The 15,447-nt window shown below is 66.4% G+C and carries 16 protein-coding genes; 13 read left to right on the top strand and 3 right to left on the bottom strand.

All coding sequences use genetic code 11. The annotated features are described in order from the left end of the window. Window positions 1–4 precede the first annotated feature (4 nt). A complete protein-coding gene (locus ACT89O_RS15820; protein ID WP_121420505.1) occupies window positions 5–529 on the bottom strand; it encodes an Mpo1 family 2-hydroxy fatty acid dioxygenase in 525 nt (174 codons plus the stop codon). A gap of 133 nt (window positions 530–662) precedes the next feature. Between ACT89O_RS15820 and ACT89O_RS15825 the strand changes: the two genes are divergently transcribed. From ACT89O_RS15825 to ACT89O_RS15855, 7 genes are all read left to right on the top strand, one after another. Continuing rightward, a complete protein-coding gene (locus ACT89O_RS15825; protein WP_436131213.1) occupies window positions 663–1,367 on the top strand; it encodes a Crp/Fnr family transcriptional regulator in 705 nt (234 codons plus the stop codon). Between the two features lie 104 nt (window positions 1,368–1,471). Further along, window positions 1,472–2,905 carry an aldehyde dehydrogenase family protein gene (locus ACT89O_RS15830; protein WP_487260544.1) on the top strand — a complete coding sequence of 478 codons (1,434 nt, stop codon included), beginning with the start codon at window positions 1,472–1,474 and terminating at the stop codon, window positions 2,903–2,905. Between the two features lie 91 nt (window positions 2,906–2,996). Then, window positions 2,997–3,614: a DUF2889 domain-containing protein gene (locus ACT89O_RS15835; RefSeq protein ID WP_487260545.1), complete on the top strand. Its 618-nt coding sequence runs from the start codon at window positions 2,997–2,999 to the stop codon at window positions 3,612–3,614. A 56-nt stretch (window positions 3,615–3,670) separates the two neighbouring features. Continuing rightward, window positions 3,671–4,432, top strand: coding sequence for an SDR family oxidoreductase (locus ACT89O_RS15840; protein WP_487260546.1), 762 nt, complete (start codon window positions 3,671–3,673; stop codon window positions 4,430–4,432). A gap of 119 nt (window positions 4,433–4,551) precedes the next feature. After that, window positions 4,552–4,677, top strand: coding sequence for a hypothetical protein (locus tag ACT89O_RS15845; protein WP_255424236.1), 126 nt, complete (start codon window positions 4,552–4,554; stop codon window positions 4,675–4,677). A 117-nt stretch (window positions 4,678–4,794) separates the two neighbouring features. Beyond that, complete coding sequence (locus ACT89O_RS15850; protein ID WP_487260547.1) at window positions 4,795–5,769, top strand: bactofilin family protein; 975 nt, start codon at window positions 4,795–4,797, stop codon at window positions 5,767–5,769. Beyond that, window positions 5,766–6,446, top strand: coding sequence for a hypothetical protein (locus ACT89O_RS15855; RefSeq protein WP_487260548.1), 681 nt, complete (start codon window positions 5,766–5,768; stop codon window positions 6,444–6,446). The genes ACT89O_RS15850 and ACT89O_RS15855 overlap by 4 nt, the downstream gene beginning before the upstream one ends. 28 nt (window positions 6,447–6,474) lie before the next feature. Here the strand turns inward: ACT89O_RS15855 and ACT89O_RS15860 are convergent, their stop codons facing one another. After that, window positions 6,475–7,326, bottom strand: a complete 852-nt coding sequence (locus tag ACT89O_RS15860) for a type IV pili methyl-accepting chemotaxis transducer N-terminal domain-containing protein (protein ID WP_487260549.1) — start codon at window positions 7,324–7,326, stop codon at window positions 6,475–6,477. Between the two features lie 169 nt (window positions 7,327–7,495). On the opposite strand from ACT89O_RS15860, the gene moaA reads away from it, so the two are divergent. The 6 genes from moaA (at window position 7,496) to ACT89O_RS15890 (ending at window position 12,193) form a co-directional block, all read left to right on the top strand. Beyond that, window positions 7,496–8,632 (top strand): GTP 3',8-cyclase MoaA, encoded by a 1,137-nt coding sequence (moaA, locus tag ACT89O_RS15865; protein ID WP_487260550.1) that lies wholly within the window; start codon window positions 7,496–7,498, stop codon window positions 8,630–8,632. A 66-nt stretch (window positions 8,633–8,698) separates the two neighbouring features. Beyond that, entirely contained in the window at window positions 8,699–9,082 is a 384-nt protein-coding gene (locus ACT89O_RS15870) for a DUF6713 family protein (protein ID WP_121506000.1), read from the top strand. Between the two features lie 30 nt (window positions 9,083–9,112). Continuing rightward, window positions 9,113–9,757, top strand: a complete 645-nt coding sequence (mobA, locus tag ACT89O_RS15875; protein WP_121505999.1) for a molybdenum cofactor guanylyltransferase MobA — start codon at window positions 9,113–9,115, stop codon at window positions 9,755–9,757. A 15-nt stretch (window positions 9,758–9,772) separates the two neighbouring features. Then, on the top strand, window positions 9,773–10,318 hold the full coding sequence (locus tag ACT89O_RS15880; protein WP_487260551.1) for an N-acetyltransferase family protein: 546 nt from the start codon (window positions 9,773–9,775) through the stop codon (window positions 10,316–10,318). 19 nt (window positions 10,319–10,337) lie between these two features. After that, window positions 10,338–11,696 carry a molybdopterin molybdotransferase MoeA gene (moeA, locus tag ACT89O_RS15885; RefSeq protein ID WP_487260552.1) on the top strand — a complete coding sequence of 453 codons (1,359 nt, stop codon included), beginning with the start codon at window positions 10,338–10,340 and terminating at the stop codon, window positions 11,694–11,696. Between the two features lie 164 nt (window positions 11,697–11,860). After that, window positions 11,861–12,193 carry a thioredoxin family protein gene (locus ACT89O_RS15890; RefSeq protein WP_218300177.1) on the top strand — a complete coding sequence of 111 codons (333 nt, stop codon included), beginning with the start codon at window positions 11,861–11,863 and terminating at the stop codon, window positions 12,191–12,193. Between the two features lie 85 nt (window positions 12,194–12,278). Here the strand turns inward: ACT89O_RS15890 and ACT89O_RS15895 are convergent, their stop codons facing one another. Further along, a complete protein-coding gene (locus tag ACT89O_RS15895; protein ID WP_121505995.1) occupies window positions 12,279–15,437 on the bottom strand; it encodes an efflux RND transporter permease subunit in 3,159 nt (1,052 codons plus the stop codon). Window positions 15,438–15,447 lie beyond the last annotated feature (10 nt).

Below are 15,447 nucleotides of genomic sequence, written 5' to 3' on the forward strand. Positions count from 1 at the left end.
GGGCTTATGCAGGTGCCTGGCCGGTGCGCAGTCGCACCGGGCCGCTGCGCTGCTCGATCGCCGCCTGCACTTCCTTGCGCAAACCCAGCGCAAAGGCCCACTCGGCCACCACAAACAGCGGGCCGACGATCAGGCCCACCAAGTCGTCCACAAACGCGGGCTTGCGACCTTCGTAGTAGTGGCCCACGAACTGAATCACCCAGCCCACCGCAAACAGGCCAATGCCCGTGGCCAGCCACACCGCCATGCTCTGCAAAGCTACCCACTGCCCCCCCACCAGCATGGCCGCCAGCAGGGTCGCCATGGCCAGGCCAAAACGCATATCCAGCCGGAAGTAGAAAACGCTGGCCGCCAGCGCAGCGAACAGCGCAGGGCTCAGCGGCAACGCGCCCGCCATCCAGGTCGGGCGCGACAGCAGGATGACCACCGCAAACATGATCATCGGGACGCCCACAAAATGGGTGTGGATGTTGCGCGGGTCGCGGTGGTAGTCGGCGTACTGCGCAAGGTGGTCGATCAGGGTTTTCATGGGTGTCTCCGGCTGTTGTTTTGAGCAGCATCAATACTCCCCCCGGGGCATTGCCAGCGTCTGTCGTGCAGACGACAAAAAGGCACACTCCCACGGCACCGCCCCACCCTGCCTCGCGCCCAATCTGCACTGCATGACCGACCCCGCCACCTATCTGCCCGTCCTCCAGTCCGGCCGCTGGTTTGCCCACCTGCCGCCCGACTTTGCCCAGCCGCTGCTGGCCATGGCGCAGGTGCGCCATTTGCAGACGGGCGAAGTGCTGTTTCTGCGTGGCGATTCGCCCTGCGGGCTGTATGCGGTGGTGCGCGGCGCGGTCAGCATCTCGGGCACGGGCGGCCGGGCCGACGAGGCGCGGGCCGCGCTGCTGATCCGCCTGGAGCCGCCGCACTGGTTTGGCGAAATCTCGGTGTTCGACAACTCCGCACGCACGCACGACGCGCAGGCCACCGAGCCCACCACGCTGCTGCACATTCCGCACGAGCGGCTGCAGGCATGGCTGCAGGCCCACCCGCAGCACTGGCATGCGCTCGCGCTGCTGCTCACCGACAAGCTGCGCTCGGCCTTCGTGGCCATGGAAGAGCTGGCCCTGTTGCCTGCGCCACAACGCCTGGCGCGCCGCCTGGTGATGATGGCCGAGGGCTACGGCCAGTGGACGGCCGAGGGGCGGTCGCGCCGCGTGCTGTCCATCTCGCAAGAGCAGTTGTCGCTGATGCTGGCCATCTCGCGCCAGACCACGAACCAGATCCTCAAGGACCTGGAATCGCGCCACCTGGTGCGCGTGCAACGCGGCGAGCTGGAGATTCTGGACCTGGCGGCGCTGCGCGCCACCTGCTATTGAATTGCTATTATATTTATAGCTACCAGCACTTTACCAACAAGCGCCAGAAGCATTTTTTACTTAAATAATAAGCACACATTTCATTTCCGGGCAAAATGACGGCCATGCAACTGAACTACATCGCCAACGCCTCGGTGCCGTCCGCCTCGGGCCGCACGATTGCCATGATCGACCCGTCCGACGGCCAGCCCTTCGACGAGATCCAGCGCAGCAACGCCGACGACATCGACGCGGCGGTGCATGCGGCCCGCCAGTGCTACAACGCGGTGTGGCAGAAGTTGGCCCCGGTGGAGCGCGGCCGACTGCTGCAAAAGCTCTCCGCCAAGATCCTGGAGCATGCGGACGAGCTGACGGCGCTGGAGCAGCGCGACTGCGGCAAGCCCACCAAGCAGGCACGCGCCGACGCGATTGCGCTGGCGCGCTACTTCGAGTTCTACGCTGGGGCGTGCGACAAGTTCCATGGCGAGACCATCCCCTACCCCGACGGCTACAGCGTGCTGACCTGGCGCGAGCCCCACGGCGTCACGGGCCATGTGATCCCCTGGAACTACCCCATGCAGATCTTCGGCCGCAGCGTGGGCGGCGCGCTGGCGGCGGGCAATGTGTGCGTGGTCAAGCCTGCTGAGGACGCCTGCCTGTCGCTGATCCGCGTGGCGCAGCTCGCGGCCGAGGTGGGCTTTCCCTCCGGCGCGCTCAACATCGTCACCGGCTACGGCCATGAGGTGGGCGACGCATTGGCGCGCCACCCCGGCATCGACCACATCAGCTTCACCGGCAGCCCCAAGATCGGCACGCTGATCCAGCAGGTGGCCGCCGAGCGCCACTGCCCCGTGACGCTGGAACTGGGCGGAAAAAGCCCGCAGATCATCTTTGCGGATGCGGACCTCGATGCCGCCATCCCCGTGGTCATCAACGCCATCGTGCAGAACGCGGGGCAGACCTGCTCGGCGGGTTCACGCGTGCTGATCGATTCGCTGATTTACGAACCGCTGCTGGAGCGTCTGGGCAAGGCGTTTGAAAAGTTGCGCGTCGGCCCCGCCGCCATGGACCTGGACGTGGGCCCGCTGATCCGCCAGACGCAGCAGCAGCGCGTGTGGGATTTCCTCTCCGACGCGCAGGTGGCAGGCATCCCCATGGTGGCGCAGGGCGTGGTGGTGGACGAAGCGCCCGAAACCGGCTACTACCAGGCCCCGACCCTGCTGCGCGATGTACCGGTAGGCCACCGCCTTGCGCAGGAGGAAGTGTTCGGCCCCGTGCTGTCGGCCATGGCCTTTCAGGACGAAGACCATGCGGTGGAGCTGGCCAACGCCACACAATTCGGCCTGGTGGCCGGCATCTGGACGCGTGACGGCCCGCGCCAGTTCCGCATGGCCAAGCGTGTGCACAGCGGGCAGGTGTTCATCAACAACTACGGCGCGGCCGGCGGTGTGGAGTTGCCCTTTGGCGGCGTCAAATCCAGCGGCTACGGGCGTGAGAAGGGCTTTGAGGCGCTGTACGGCTTCACCACCCTCAAAACGGTAGCCATCAAGTACGGCTGATTGCGGCTCGGCGGTGTCACGCCCGCGCGCGACGGCACGGCCGAGCACCGCTAACCTCTGGTCCTTCTGTACGACGCCTGTAATTTTCTCCATGCCCCTGAGCCCCCCCGCCCCCCGCACCCTGAAACATGTCCGCCGGGTGAACTACCAGGGCTTTGAACGCGACGATGGACTGTGGGACATTGAAGGCGAGTTGCACGACAGCAAGGCCTACGACGCCACCTCTTTTCGCGACCCTACCAAACAGCGCCTCGCGGGCGAGGCCATCCACCACATGTGGCTGCGCGTGACCGTGAACCGCCAGCTGGTGGTGCAGGCGATCGATGTGGCGATGGATTCGCACCCGCTCCAGGGCTGCACCGAGGCCCAAACTGCACTGCAGCACATGGTGGGCTGCAGCATGGCGCGCGGCTGGCGCCAGTCCATCCAGAAGCACCTGGGCGGCGTGGCGAGCTGTACCCACCTGCGCGAGCTGTTGTTCAACCTGGCCACCGCGGCGTTCCAGTCGGTGCCCGCCGTGTTTTCGTCCAGCCACCCCGACGAGCCACCGCGCCACCTGGGCCAGTGCACGGGGTGGGACTTCAACGGCAATGGCGTCAAAGAGTTCTTTCCGCAGTTCTATGGCAGGGAGCCCAAGGCACCCGCCCCGGCAGCCCCTACGGCTCCTGCCACTGAAATTTCAGCCCCATCGGGCGCTAGCGCTAGTTGAATATGCGCTGCTAGCTATCAATTTTGATATATCACCACAACCCATCGGAGACACCCATGCGTGTGCAGAACAAATCCATCATCGTCACCGGCGCTGGCAACGGCATTGGCGAAGGCATCGCCAAACGCCTGGCCGCAGAGGGCGGCAAGGTCATCGTCAACGACATCAATGAAGCCGGTGGCCAGCGCGTGGTGGCCGAGATCACGGCCGCCAGCGGCACCGCCGCGTTCTTCAAGGCCGACGTGACGAAGTCCGCCGAAGTGAAGGCGATGGTCGACGAAGCCGTGCGCCTGTACGGCCGCCTGGACGTGGTGGTGAACAACGCAGGCTGGACGCACCGCAACCGCCCCATGCTCGAAGTGAGCGAGGACGAGTTCGACAAGGTCTATGCCATCAACATGAAGAGCATCTACCTGTCGGCCATCCACGCCGTGCCTGCATTGCGCCAAGCCGGTGGTGGCAGCATCATCAACATCGCCTCCACCGCCGGGCTGCGTCCGCGCCCAGGCTTGACTTGGTACAACGGCTCCAAGGGCGCCGTCATCATCACCAGCAAGTCCATGGCGGCCGAGCTGGGCCCGGACAACATCCGCGTGAACTGCATCAACCCCGTGTTCAACCCCGACACCGGACTGGCCGCCGAGTTTGCGGGCGGCCCGGTGGACGAGGCGCGCCGTGCCAAGTTTCTGGCCACCATTCCGCTGGGGCGCTTCTCCACCGCGCTGGACGTGGCGAATGCGGCGCTGTACCTGGCCAGCGAAGAGGCTTCGTTCATCAGCGGCGTGTGCATCGAGGTGGATGGCGGACGCTGCGTGTAAACAAGAGTCCAAGCGCGCTCGCAAGCCACCATCACTTGCGTTTGCGCGCGCGCCCAATCCGCACCAAGGCAGTGCGGATTGATTTGACGGTCTTGAAACCGCTGCCTATAGTGCCGCCGATGTTTGCGAGCCACTCCACCGCCACGACCGCCAGCGCCACAGCGCCGCTGCGCCGTGCCGCGCGCTCGCAGGCCACGCTCCAGGCCGGTGACCGCCAAGTCTGCACCCTCGCTGCAGATTCCTGAGCCCGGCGACACCCCCTCCCCTCCGCATTCTTTTCGCGCACTTCCTGTCGCCGGGCCCCACGCCCAGCGCCAGCTTGCGCCTTGGCCACGGCCGGGGCGCGGACGTCAGGAGTGTCCATGCCCCCGTTTCCTTCGGGCGAGATTTCGCTCGCCCCGTGCGCCCCTGCGCGCAGCCTGCCCGCCGATGAGGCCATCGCCAGCGCGGCGGTCGCCCCCGACATCACCCGCAACTTCATCCGTGCCAAGCAGCCCTGCGCCGACGGCTACCGCTGGTACCTACGCCGCCAGGAGGGCGCCAGCAACTACCAGGCGCTGCTGGACGACCTGGTGCGCGAGGACCGTGTGGAAGACGCTTGCTGGATGCTGGACCAGTTCGGCCCCACCAACGATGTGCTGGAGGTGGACCACTTGGAGGCAGACGCGCTGGTGTTTGCGGGCAGCGTGCGCTGCCGGGGCCACGCCGACGTGGAGGGTGTGCTGCGCACGGGCCGCAGCCTCAGCGTGCTGGGCGGCCTGCGGGTAGGTGGAGCACTGCGCGTGGGCGAAGACCTGCGCGTGGCGGGCGCAGTGCGCTGCGAGGGCAGCGCGCGGCTGCACGGCGATGCGCGCGTGGGCTGGTCGCTGACAGTGGCGCAGCGACTGCAGTGCACAGGCAGCCTGCGTGTGGGCGGCGAGCTGGACTGCGGGGCTGCCGCCCACGTCGGTGGCCACTGCCGGGTGACCCAGGATCTGCGGGTGGTAGGCGACCTGGGTTGCGACGGCGGCATCAAGGTGGGTGGCCACTTGCAAACCGATGCTGCCGTGCAGGCTGCCCGGGGCGTGTGGGTAACGGGCGACGTGGACTGCAAGGGCCACCTGCAAGCGGGCTGGGGTGTGCGGGCCGGTGGGCACATTCACGCCGGAGGGGCCATCCGTGCGGGCGAGAGCCTGTGGGCGGGCGAAACCATTGCGGCGGGTGAGGCCTACGGCGTATACGCAGGCTTGGTGGTGCCGCTGCCCGACTGGCCCCACAGCGCCCAGGTGTGCGCCCGCGAACAGCCTGCACGCCTGCTGAGCGGCTGCTGGACCGATGGCCAGGGGCACACGCCATGATGGCCATCGCCTGCAGCCTGTGCGACCCACGCGACGCCACCGTCTTCGCCAACACGTGGCCCGGCAAGGGCTTGCTGGGCCGGTGGGCCCAGCGGCTGACCGAACTGCGCATCGACGTGGATCTGTCGGGCCGCGACATCCAGCGCGAGTTCGAGGCGCTGTACGACCGCATCCGCACCAACCACCGCACGCGCGATGCGATGCAGCCGTTGCCCTTGCATCTGCATGGGCTGGTGTTTCGCCAGCGCGAGGCCGACGGCGAATACTTTGTGTATGCCATCGACCCACAGCGCAAACGCATCGTGGCCTACACCGTGTTCAACCGGCTGGTCGAGGTGAACCGCCACACCGACCGCCACCTGCGCGCGCCCCACACCAAGGTGGTGGACGGCTACCGCCGCATGGGCATTGCATCAGCCATCTACCGATGGTGGCTGGACTCGGGCCGCAGCCTCATGACGGGCGCACGCCAATCTGCAGGTGCCCATGGCCTGTGGATGGCCCTGGCACGCGACTACGAACTGGCAGCGGCGCGCATCGACACCCACAAACGCGTCCAGCAGCTGCCGCTTCCACCACCCCCAGGGTTTTTCAACGCGCTGGACACGCGGCTGGTGCTGGTGGGGCGCGATTGCCGCCTGGCGGACTTCATGCAGCATGCGGGCTGGGGCGGCTGATCGGGTGACCCCGGCCGTTCCCCGCCTCTCAGCCCAGCACCTCGCGCAGGGCAGCGTCGTACAGGCCGGTGAGCTTGTCCATCACCCCCAGCAGGCGTTCGCTGGTGGTGGCCACGGCGTTCAGCCCCGCGTCATCGGCCGCGCGGCGCAGCGCGGATTCAAAAAACAGCCACTGCGAATCGGCCAGCTCCAGCTCGTTGCGGATGGACGATGTGGACACGGGCGCCGCCTTCAATGTCTGCAAGGCCTGGCGGAAGTCCGCCGCATCGGACGCCAGCTGCGCCTGCACCACCTTGGAATCCACCTTGGCAGCACTCAAAAAGTAGTTCTTGGCCAGGCGCTGCGACAGCATGCGCTGGCGGCCCGCCAGGTTCACCAGGCGGGCACTGGGGGCCTGTGCCATTTTTTCGATGGCCTCGGTCACGGCCTGCGCAATGAGCAGCGTTCGATCGGCCTGTTCCGATGCCGCCGCTACCAGGGCCGTGGTCGTGGCGGGCGCCGAAGTCATCTGGTTGAGCAGGGAAAACTGCTTTTGCACTTCTGCCAGCTGCCGCCCGACTTCTGCAGGCCACTGGCCCGACTGCATGCCTCGGGCCAGTTCGCCGCTGCCCGTCTGCACCATCTTTCGCGCCAGCCCCATCACATCCACCGCCGCAGCAGGCAGCACCTGCAGGTACTGCTGGCAATAGGCCTTGGCCATGCGCTGCGACAGTGCGCGAAACCAGCCCGCATAGTTGATGGCCCCCGACAACCCCATCTGCGCCTGGGCTCCTGTCGCCCAAGTTGCCCAGGTGGGCAGCAGAACACCCGCCGCCACCCGCTGAAGGGCCACACGGCGCTGGCATGGCACGGCATCGACAGAAAATTCTCGCGTCAACATGGGAATCCCCTTGAAATCGAATGGGCAGATTGTTGCAACGCAGCAAACAGAACGCCCTGCGCCATGTCAAAGGCGGGCCATACCAGCGCCTGGGCAAAACTTGACCGCGATCAACTCCGCGCGCAGGGGCTTGCCCCCTCTGCAGGCCCCCTTGCGGCAAAATCACGCCATGGCCGAACGTGTGATTCCTCTGGTGGACCAACGCATCGCCGCTCTGGCGGCGCGGGTGCCCACACACCCCGTGGCCCCCACCGGCCTGCTCACCGACACCCGGGGCCGCCCGCTGCGTGACCTGCGCATCAGCGTGACGGACCGCTGCAACTTCCGCTGCAACTACTGCATGCCCAAGGAAGTGTTCGACAAGGACTACCCCTACCTGCCCCATGGCGCGCTGCTGAGCTTTGAAGAGATCACGCGGCTGGCAAAGCTCTTCCTGGCGCATGGCGTGCGCAAGATCCGCCTGACCGGTGGCGAGCCCCTGCTGCGCAAGAACCTGGAAGCGCTGGTGGCGCAACTGGCCCAGCTGCGCACGGTGGACGGGCTGGCGCCCGACCTCACGCTGACCACCAACGGATCGCTGCTGGCGCGCAAGGCCAAAGCGCTGAAAGACGCGGGCCTGAACCGCGTGACCGTGAGCCTCGACGGCCTGGACGACGCCGTGTTTCGCCGCATGAACGATGTGGACTTTCCGGTGGCCGACGTGCTGGCGGGCATCGAAGCGGCGCACGCCGCCGGGCTGTCGCACATCAAGGTCAACATGGTGGTCAAGCGCGGCACCAACGACCACGAAATTTTGCCCATGGCCCGCCACTTCCGGGGCACGGGCACCACACTGCGTTTCATCGAATACATGGACGTGGGCGCCACCAACGGCTGGCGCATGGACGAAGTGCTGCCCTCGGCCGAGCTGATCAAACGCCTGCGCGCCGAGCTGCCGCTGGTGCAGCTCGACCCGAGCAGCCCCGGCGAAACCGCCGAGCGCTGGGGCTACGCCAATGCCGCAGGCCAATATGACCCCGCCCTGGGCGAGGTGGGCGTGATCAGCAGCGTGACCCAGGCGTTTTGCCACGACTGCAACCGCGCGCGCCTGTCTACCGAAGGCAAGCTCTACCTGTGCCTGTTTGCCTCCGAGGGCTACGACCTGCGAACCCTGCTGCGCGGCGGCGCCAGCGACGAGGCGATTGCCTCGGCCATCGCGCCCATCTGGCAGCAGCGCGCTGACCGCTACTCCGAGCTGCGCAGCACCCTGCCGGCAGACAACACGCCAGGGGTGCGGCGTGTGGAAATGAGCTACATCGGCGGGTAAGCAAAGTGCCGACTTTTTAGGGCACCATCGGTGGCTTCGGTCCTCGCGTTGTCCTTACAGCCACCCATGTCCCTTCAACCCAAACACCGCGCACTGTTTCTGGCCAACGCCGCCGTTCTGGTCACCCACCAGATCGACGCCGCGTACTGGCACGAGTGGGAGCTGTTTCACATCCCCGGCGGCAACCAGGTCAACTTGCTGCTGAACCTGCCCATCATTGCGCTGGTGCTGTACGCGCAGTCGCAAGTGGCCCGTGGCGAGGGTTCAGCAGCCCTGATGTTCTACAAACTCATGCCTTGCCTCGGTGCCTTGACCGTGGTGATCCACGGGCTGTTTTTTGCCCTGGGACACGAGGCCTTTGTACAACCTGTGTCCCTGGGCCTGCTGGTCGGCACGGCTGTCCTTTCCTGCCTGCAGTTGACCGCGCTGCGTACCCGGCCGCTGCGGTAGCCCTCTATTTCACGCTCCATCGCGCGCACCATGACAAAGATTGACACCCAAGACATTACCGGCATCGTCCTTGCCGGCGGCCGCGGCTCCCGCATGGGCGGGGTCGACAAAGGCCTGCAGAACTTTCGGGGCCTGCCCCTGGCCCTGCACACCCTGATGCGACTACAGATGCAGACCGGCGCCACCATGGTCAACGCCAATCGCAATCTGGCCGCCTACGAAGCCTTCGGCGCACCGGTGTGGCCCGACGTGCTGAGCGACTATGCCGGGCCGCTAGCGGGTTTTTTGACAGGACTGGAGCGTTGCGAAACGCCCTGGCTGCTGACAGTGCCCTGCGACACCCCGCTGTTCCCCCTGGACCTGGCCCAGCGCCTGGCGGCGGCGGCTGACGCCCAGGACGCCGACATCGCCATGGCCGCAGCGCCCGAGGACGATGGCACGGGCCGCACCACCGTGCGCACCCAGCCGGTGTTCTGCCTGCTGCGCGTGGACCTGCTCGAAAGCCTGGTCGCTTTCACCCAGGCCGGTGGCCGCAAGATTGACGCATGGACGGCACAGCACCGCTGCGCCATAGTGCCGTTTGACCAGCCCGGCGACGACCCCAAGGCCTTTTTCAACGCCAACACCCTGGCTGAGCTGCACGCGCTGGAAAGCGCGAGCGCACCGCAGGCCTGATCACGCACCGCTGCGATGAACGCGCACACGCCTGCGGCCGCCCGTGCAGTGTTGATCCGCCCGTTGGTCGCATCGGACGCTGTGGCCTACAAAGCCCTTCGCGACGAGGCTTTGCGCACCGCGCCGGATGCATTCACGTCCGACTACGAATCCTCGGTGGGCCGCGATGCCAGCGAGTACGTGGCGCGTTTTGGCGCGCCGGAGTCGGGTCAGTTCTTCCTCGGCGCCTTCGATGCCGCAGGCCAGCTGGTCGGCTGCCTGGGCTGTGAGCGCGAGCAACGCACCAAGCAGCGGCACCTCGCCACGCTGGTAGGCATGATGGTTGCGCCACAAGCCCAGCGCCAAGGCATCGGCCAGCAGCTGGTAGCCGCCTGTGTAGAGGCCGCCAGCGGCGTGCCCGGACTGACCCAGCTGGTGCTGACGGTCACGGCCTCCAACACGCATGTCGTGCGCCTGTACGAGCAGGCCGGGTTCCGCGCCTGGGGCCTTCTGCCCCACGCCATCGTGGTGGACGGCGTGGGCTTTGACAAGCTGCACATGGTGCGCGTGCTGCACGACTGATTGAAAGTTACTGAGACCCATGAAAACCATTGCCCAGATTGCCGCCGAACTGCAAGGCTACGACCCGCAGGCCCTGAGCGCTGCCGATGTGAACACGTTTCTGGAACGGCTGGTCGAGCCCGTGATCGCCACCGAAGACTTGCCCCTCTTCAGCGCCCTGGGACGCGTGCTGGCGCAGGACGTGATCTCCCCCGTCAGCGTGCCGCCCCACGACAACTCGGCCATGGACGGCTATGCGTTTGCGGGCGCCCAACTGGTCGCAGGCCAGCCTCTCACGCTGCGCGTGGTGGGCACGGCGCTGGCGGGCAAGGCCAGGGTGGGCACCGTGGCGGCGGGCGAGTGCGTCAAGATCATGACCGGCGCCATCATGCCCACGGGCCTCGATACCGTGGTGCCGCAGGAGTTCACCACAGCCGCCGCAGCTGACGGCCACATAACCATCGCGGCCGATGTGCTCAAGACCGGCGACAACCGCCGCTTCAAGGGCGAAGACCTGATGGAGGGTAGCGTGGCGCTGGCCAAGGGCACGCTGCTGGCGCCTGCTGCGCTGGGCCTGGTCGCCAGCCTGGGCCTGCCCACCGTCACGGTATACCGCCGCCTGCGCGTGGCGTATTTCTCGACCGGCGACGAGATCCTAAGCCTCGGCGAGCCACCCCGCGAAGGCGCCGTGTACGACAGCAACCGCTACACCGTGTTCGGCCTGCTCACGCGGCTGGGCGTGGAGGTGATCGACCTGGGCGTGGTCCGCGACGAGCCGGAATTGTTGGAGGCCGCATTTCGCAACGCGGCGCAGCGCGCGGACGCCATCATCACCAGCGGCGGCGTGAGCGTGGGCGAGGCCGACCACACACGCACCATGATGAAGAAGCTGGGCGACGTGGCCTTCTGGCGCATTGCCATGCGGCCGGGCCGCCCTATGGCGGTGGGGCGCATTGCCACCACAGAAAATCAAGCCGAATTGGCCTCCAGCGCTTACCCATCAATCGCTAACAGCTATCAAAATGATACCAACCAACCCCACAGCGGCGCGGTACTGTTCGGCCTGCCCGGCAACCCCGTGGCCGTGATGGTGACCTTCCTGGCCTTTGTGCGCCCCGCTCTGCTGCGCATGATGGGCAGCACACAATCCGCCCCGCCGCTGCTGCGCGCCATCAGCACCGAAGCCATGCGCAAGAAGCCTGGCCGCACCGAATACCAGCGCGGCACCGTGACCACCGCAGCCGACGGCACGCTGCAGGTGCGCACTACGGGCAACCAGGGCTCGGGTGTGCTCCGCTCGATGGTGCAGGCCAACGGACTCATCGTGCTGCACCACGGCCAGGGCAACGTGGCCGTGGGCGATGCGGTGGATGTGATGGTGTTTGACGGCGTTATTTGACCCCCTGAGTCGCTTTGCACCGTCCCCCAGGGGGACCGACGCCTTCACTGCGGGGCGGCCCTTGCTAAGCATCTCTCACAGGAGCCGCGCCCGTGGCACCCCGCGCGGGCGGAGCACAGCACAATGGCTTTTTTCATTTGCACCCGTTTGGAAATCTTGCGCCTATGCCCTACACCGCCCAGCACCTTGCGCAACCCCCATCCCGTGACGAGGTGGACCGCCTGACAGGCGCCGCCGTTGTGGAATTTGGCACCCCCTGGTGCGGCCACTGCCAGCGCGCGCAGCCACTGATCGAACAAGCGCTGAAGGACCGCGCAGACGTAGCGCACATCAAGGTGGAAGATGGCCCCGGCCAGCGCCTGGGTCGCACGTTCGGCGTCAAGCTGTGGCCCACGCTGGTGTTCTTGAAGGACGGCAAGGAGGTCGCTCGCCTGGTGCGGCCGCAGGGGCAGCAAGACGTTCTGGACGCCGTAAACACCGTCTCGGCACCTGCATGAGGCACGCGTCCGACTCCGAATAGGAAGAAGCCCCATCGGGGCTTCTTATTGGGTCGCAACGCTCCGCCGTTGGGGCTCCGCATGGCTACTTGGCCACGTAATCATGCGGCGGGTGCAGCGGATGCTCAGGCTCCTCGGCAGCCACGGCCGTGTTCGCCCCCGGCACTGCCTTGCGTGCAAACAGGGTGTACATGGTGGGCACCACAAAGATCGTGAGCAGCGTGCCCAGCGACATGCCCCCCACAATCACCCAGCCGATCTGCGTGCGCGTCTCGGCGCCCGCGCCTGAAGCCAGCGCGAGCGGGATGGCTCCAAGCACCATGGCGCCGGTGGTCATCAGGATGGGGCGCAGGCGCTGGGCCGAGGCCTTGACGAGCGCATCCACCATCTCCATGCCCTGCTCACGCAGCTGGTTGGTGAACTCCACGATCAAGATGCCGTGTTTGGTGATGAGCCCCACCAGCGTGATCAGCCCGATCTGCGAATACACGTTGAGCGAGCCGCCGCTCCACTTGAGCGCCAGCAGCGCACCAATCATCGACAGCGGCACCGAGACCATGATGACCAGCGGGTCGATGAAACTCTCGAACTGCGCGGCCAGCACCAGGAAGATAAAGACCAAAGCCAGTACGAAGACGATGCCCAGCGCCCCCTGCGAGCTCTTGAACTCGCGCGAGGTGCCGTTGAGTTCGGTGGTGTAGCCGGGCTTGAGCACTTTCGCCGCCGTGGCGTCCATGAAGCTCAGCGCCTCGCCCAGCGAGTAGTCAGGCGACAGGTTGGCCGTGATGGTGGCCGAGCGGCGCTGACCAAAGTGGTTCAGCTCGCGCGGGCTCACGCTTTCGCGCACGTTGACCAGGCTGGACAGCGGGATCATGGCTTCGTTGCGGCCGCGCACGTAGATGGTGTCGATGTTCTCGGGCGTGGTGCGGCCCCTGGCCTCGGTCTGCACGATCACGTCGTACTGCTCGGCATCGCGCTTGTAGCGCGTCACTGTGCGCCCTCCCAACATGGTCTCGATGGCCTTGGCCACCACATCCACGCTCACGCCCAGGTCGGCGGCGCGTTCGCGGTTGACTTCGATGCGCAGCTCGGGCTTGTTCAGCCGCAGGTCCACGTCAGGGCCGACGATGCCGGGGTTCTGCGCGATCTCGGCCATGAAGGCGTTGGTGACGGCGTTGAGGTTTTCGTAGCTGTCCGAGGTCTGGATCACGTAGGTGAGCGGGCGCGAGCGAAAGCCCTGACCCAGCGACGGCGGCGTGATGAGAAAGGCGTTGACGCCAGGCAAGCCCGACACCTTGGGCTGCAGTTCGCGCGCCAGCTCCAGCGTGGTGCGGTCACGCTTCTCCCAATCCACAGTGCGGTAGATCACGCTGCCCTGGGCCACGGTGGGGTTGCCGATGTTGGCGAAGATGCGGTCGAACTCGGGGTAGTCCTGGCCGATCTTTTCCAGCTCCAGTGCGTAGCGGTTGGTGTAGTCCAGCGTGGCGCCATCGGGGGCGGTGACGCTGGCCAGGATGGTGCCGCGGTCTTCCAGCGGCGACAGCTCTTGCCGCATGCTGGGGTACACCACCACCAGCGCCGCACCACTCACCGCCATCACCGCCAGCACGATCCAGCGGGCCTGGAAGATGGCGCCGCGCACGCCCCCGCGCTCGCTGCCCTTGGCCGACCAGCGGGCCGTCACCAGCCATCGCAAAAGGCGGCCATAAGCGTCTGACAGAGACGTGAGCCAGCGCTCCATCGAGCGGTCGAACCAGTTGGGCTTCGGGTTGTGCTTGAGCAGCAGCGAACACATCATGGGTGACAGCGTCAGCGCCACGAAGCCGGACACCACCACCGCGCCCGCCAAGGCCAATGCGAACTCCACAAACAACCGGCCCGTGCGGCCCGGGGTAAAGGCCAGCGGGGCATACACCGCCACCAGCGTCAGCGTCATGGCCACGATGGCAAAGCCGATTTCGCGCGCGCCCTTGATGGCGGCTGAGAACGGGTCCAGCCCTTCCTCGATGTGACGGTAGATGTTCTCCAGCATCACGATGGCATCGTCCACCACCAGGCCGATGGCCAGCACCAGCGCCAGCAACGTGAGGGTGTTGATCGAAAAACCCGCCAGCGACATCAGCGCAAAACTGCCCACGAGGCTCACCGGGATGGTGATGATGGGAATGATGGACGCGCGGAAGGTGCGCAGAAACACGAAAATCACCAGGGCCACCAGCACCACGGCCTCGGCAATGGTGGTGTAGACGCTTTTGATGGACCGGTCGATGAACAGCGAGTTGTCGTTGGCAATGTCGATGCCGATGTCCGGTGGCAGGTCGGCCTTGAGCGTGGGCAGCATGGCGCGCACGCCCTGCGACAGCTCCAGCGGGTTCGCGGTGGCCTGGCGGATCACGCCCACGGAAATGGCTTCGCGCCCGTTCAGGCGCACGCGGCTGCGGTCGCTGGCGGCGCCCTCTTCCACCCGCGCGACGTCGCGGATACGGACCGGGAAGCCGTTCACGGTGCGGATCACCACCTCGGAAAACTGCGACGGCGTGGCCAGGTCGGTCTGCGAGGTGACGCTGAACTCGCGCTGCTGCGACTCGATGCGGCCTGCGGGCAGCTCCAGGTTGTTGCGGCGGATGGCGTCTTCCACGTCCTGCGTGGTCAGGCGGTAGCCCGCCAAACGCTCGGGGTCCAGCCACACGCGCATGGCGTATTTCCGCTCGCCGTAGATGGGCACATCGGCCACACCGGTCACCGTCTGCAGCCGCGGCTTGACGATGCGGTTGATAAGGTCGTTGATCTCCAGCGGCGTGCGTGTCTCGCTGCTGAAAGCCAGCCACATCACGGGCGAGGCATCGGCCTCCACCTTGGCGATCACGGGCTCATCCACAGCATCGGGCAGGCGGTTGCGCACCCGCGCGGTGCGGTCGCGCACCTCGGCGGCGGCGTTGTCGGCGTCTTTCTCCAACCGAAAGCGCACGCTGATCTGGCTTTGCTCGGCCCGGCTGATGGAGGTGATCACGTCCACCGCGTCAATGCCCGCAATGGAGTCTTCGAGCGGCTTGGTGACCTGGGATTCGATCACCTCGGCCGACGCGCCCGCATAACGCACGCTGACGGTGACCACGGGTTCGTCGATCTTGGGGTATTCGCGCACCGACAGGCGCGTGAAGCTCACGGCGCCGATCAGCAGCACCAGCAGCGAGAGCACGGTCGCAAAGACCGGTCGGCGTATCGATATTTCAGCGAGTTGCATGGCAGTCCTG

The organism is Acidovorax sp. NN32 (genome assembly GCF_057597245.1).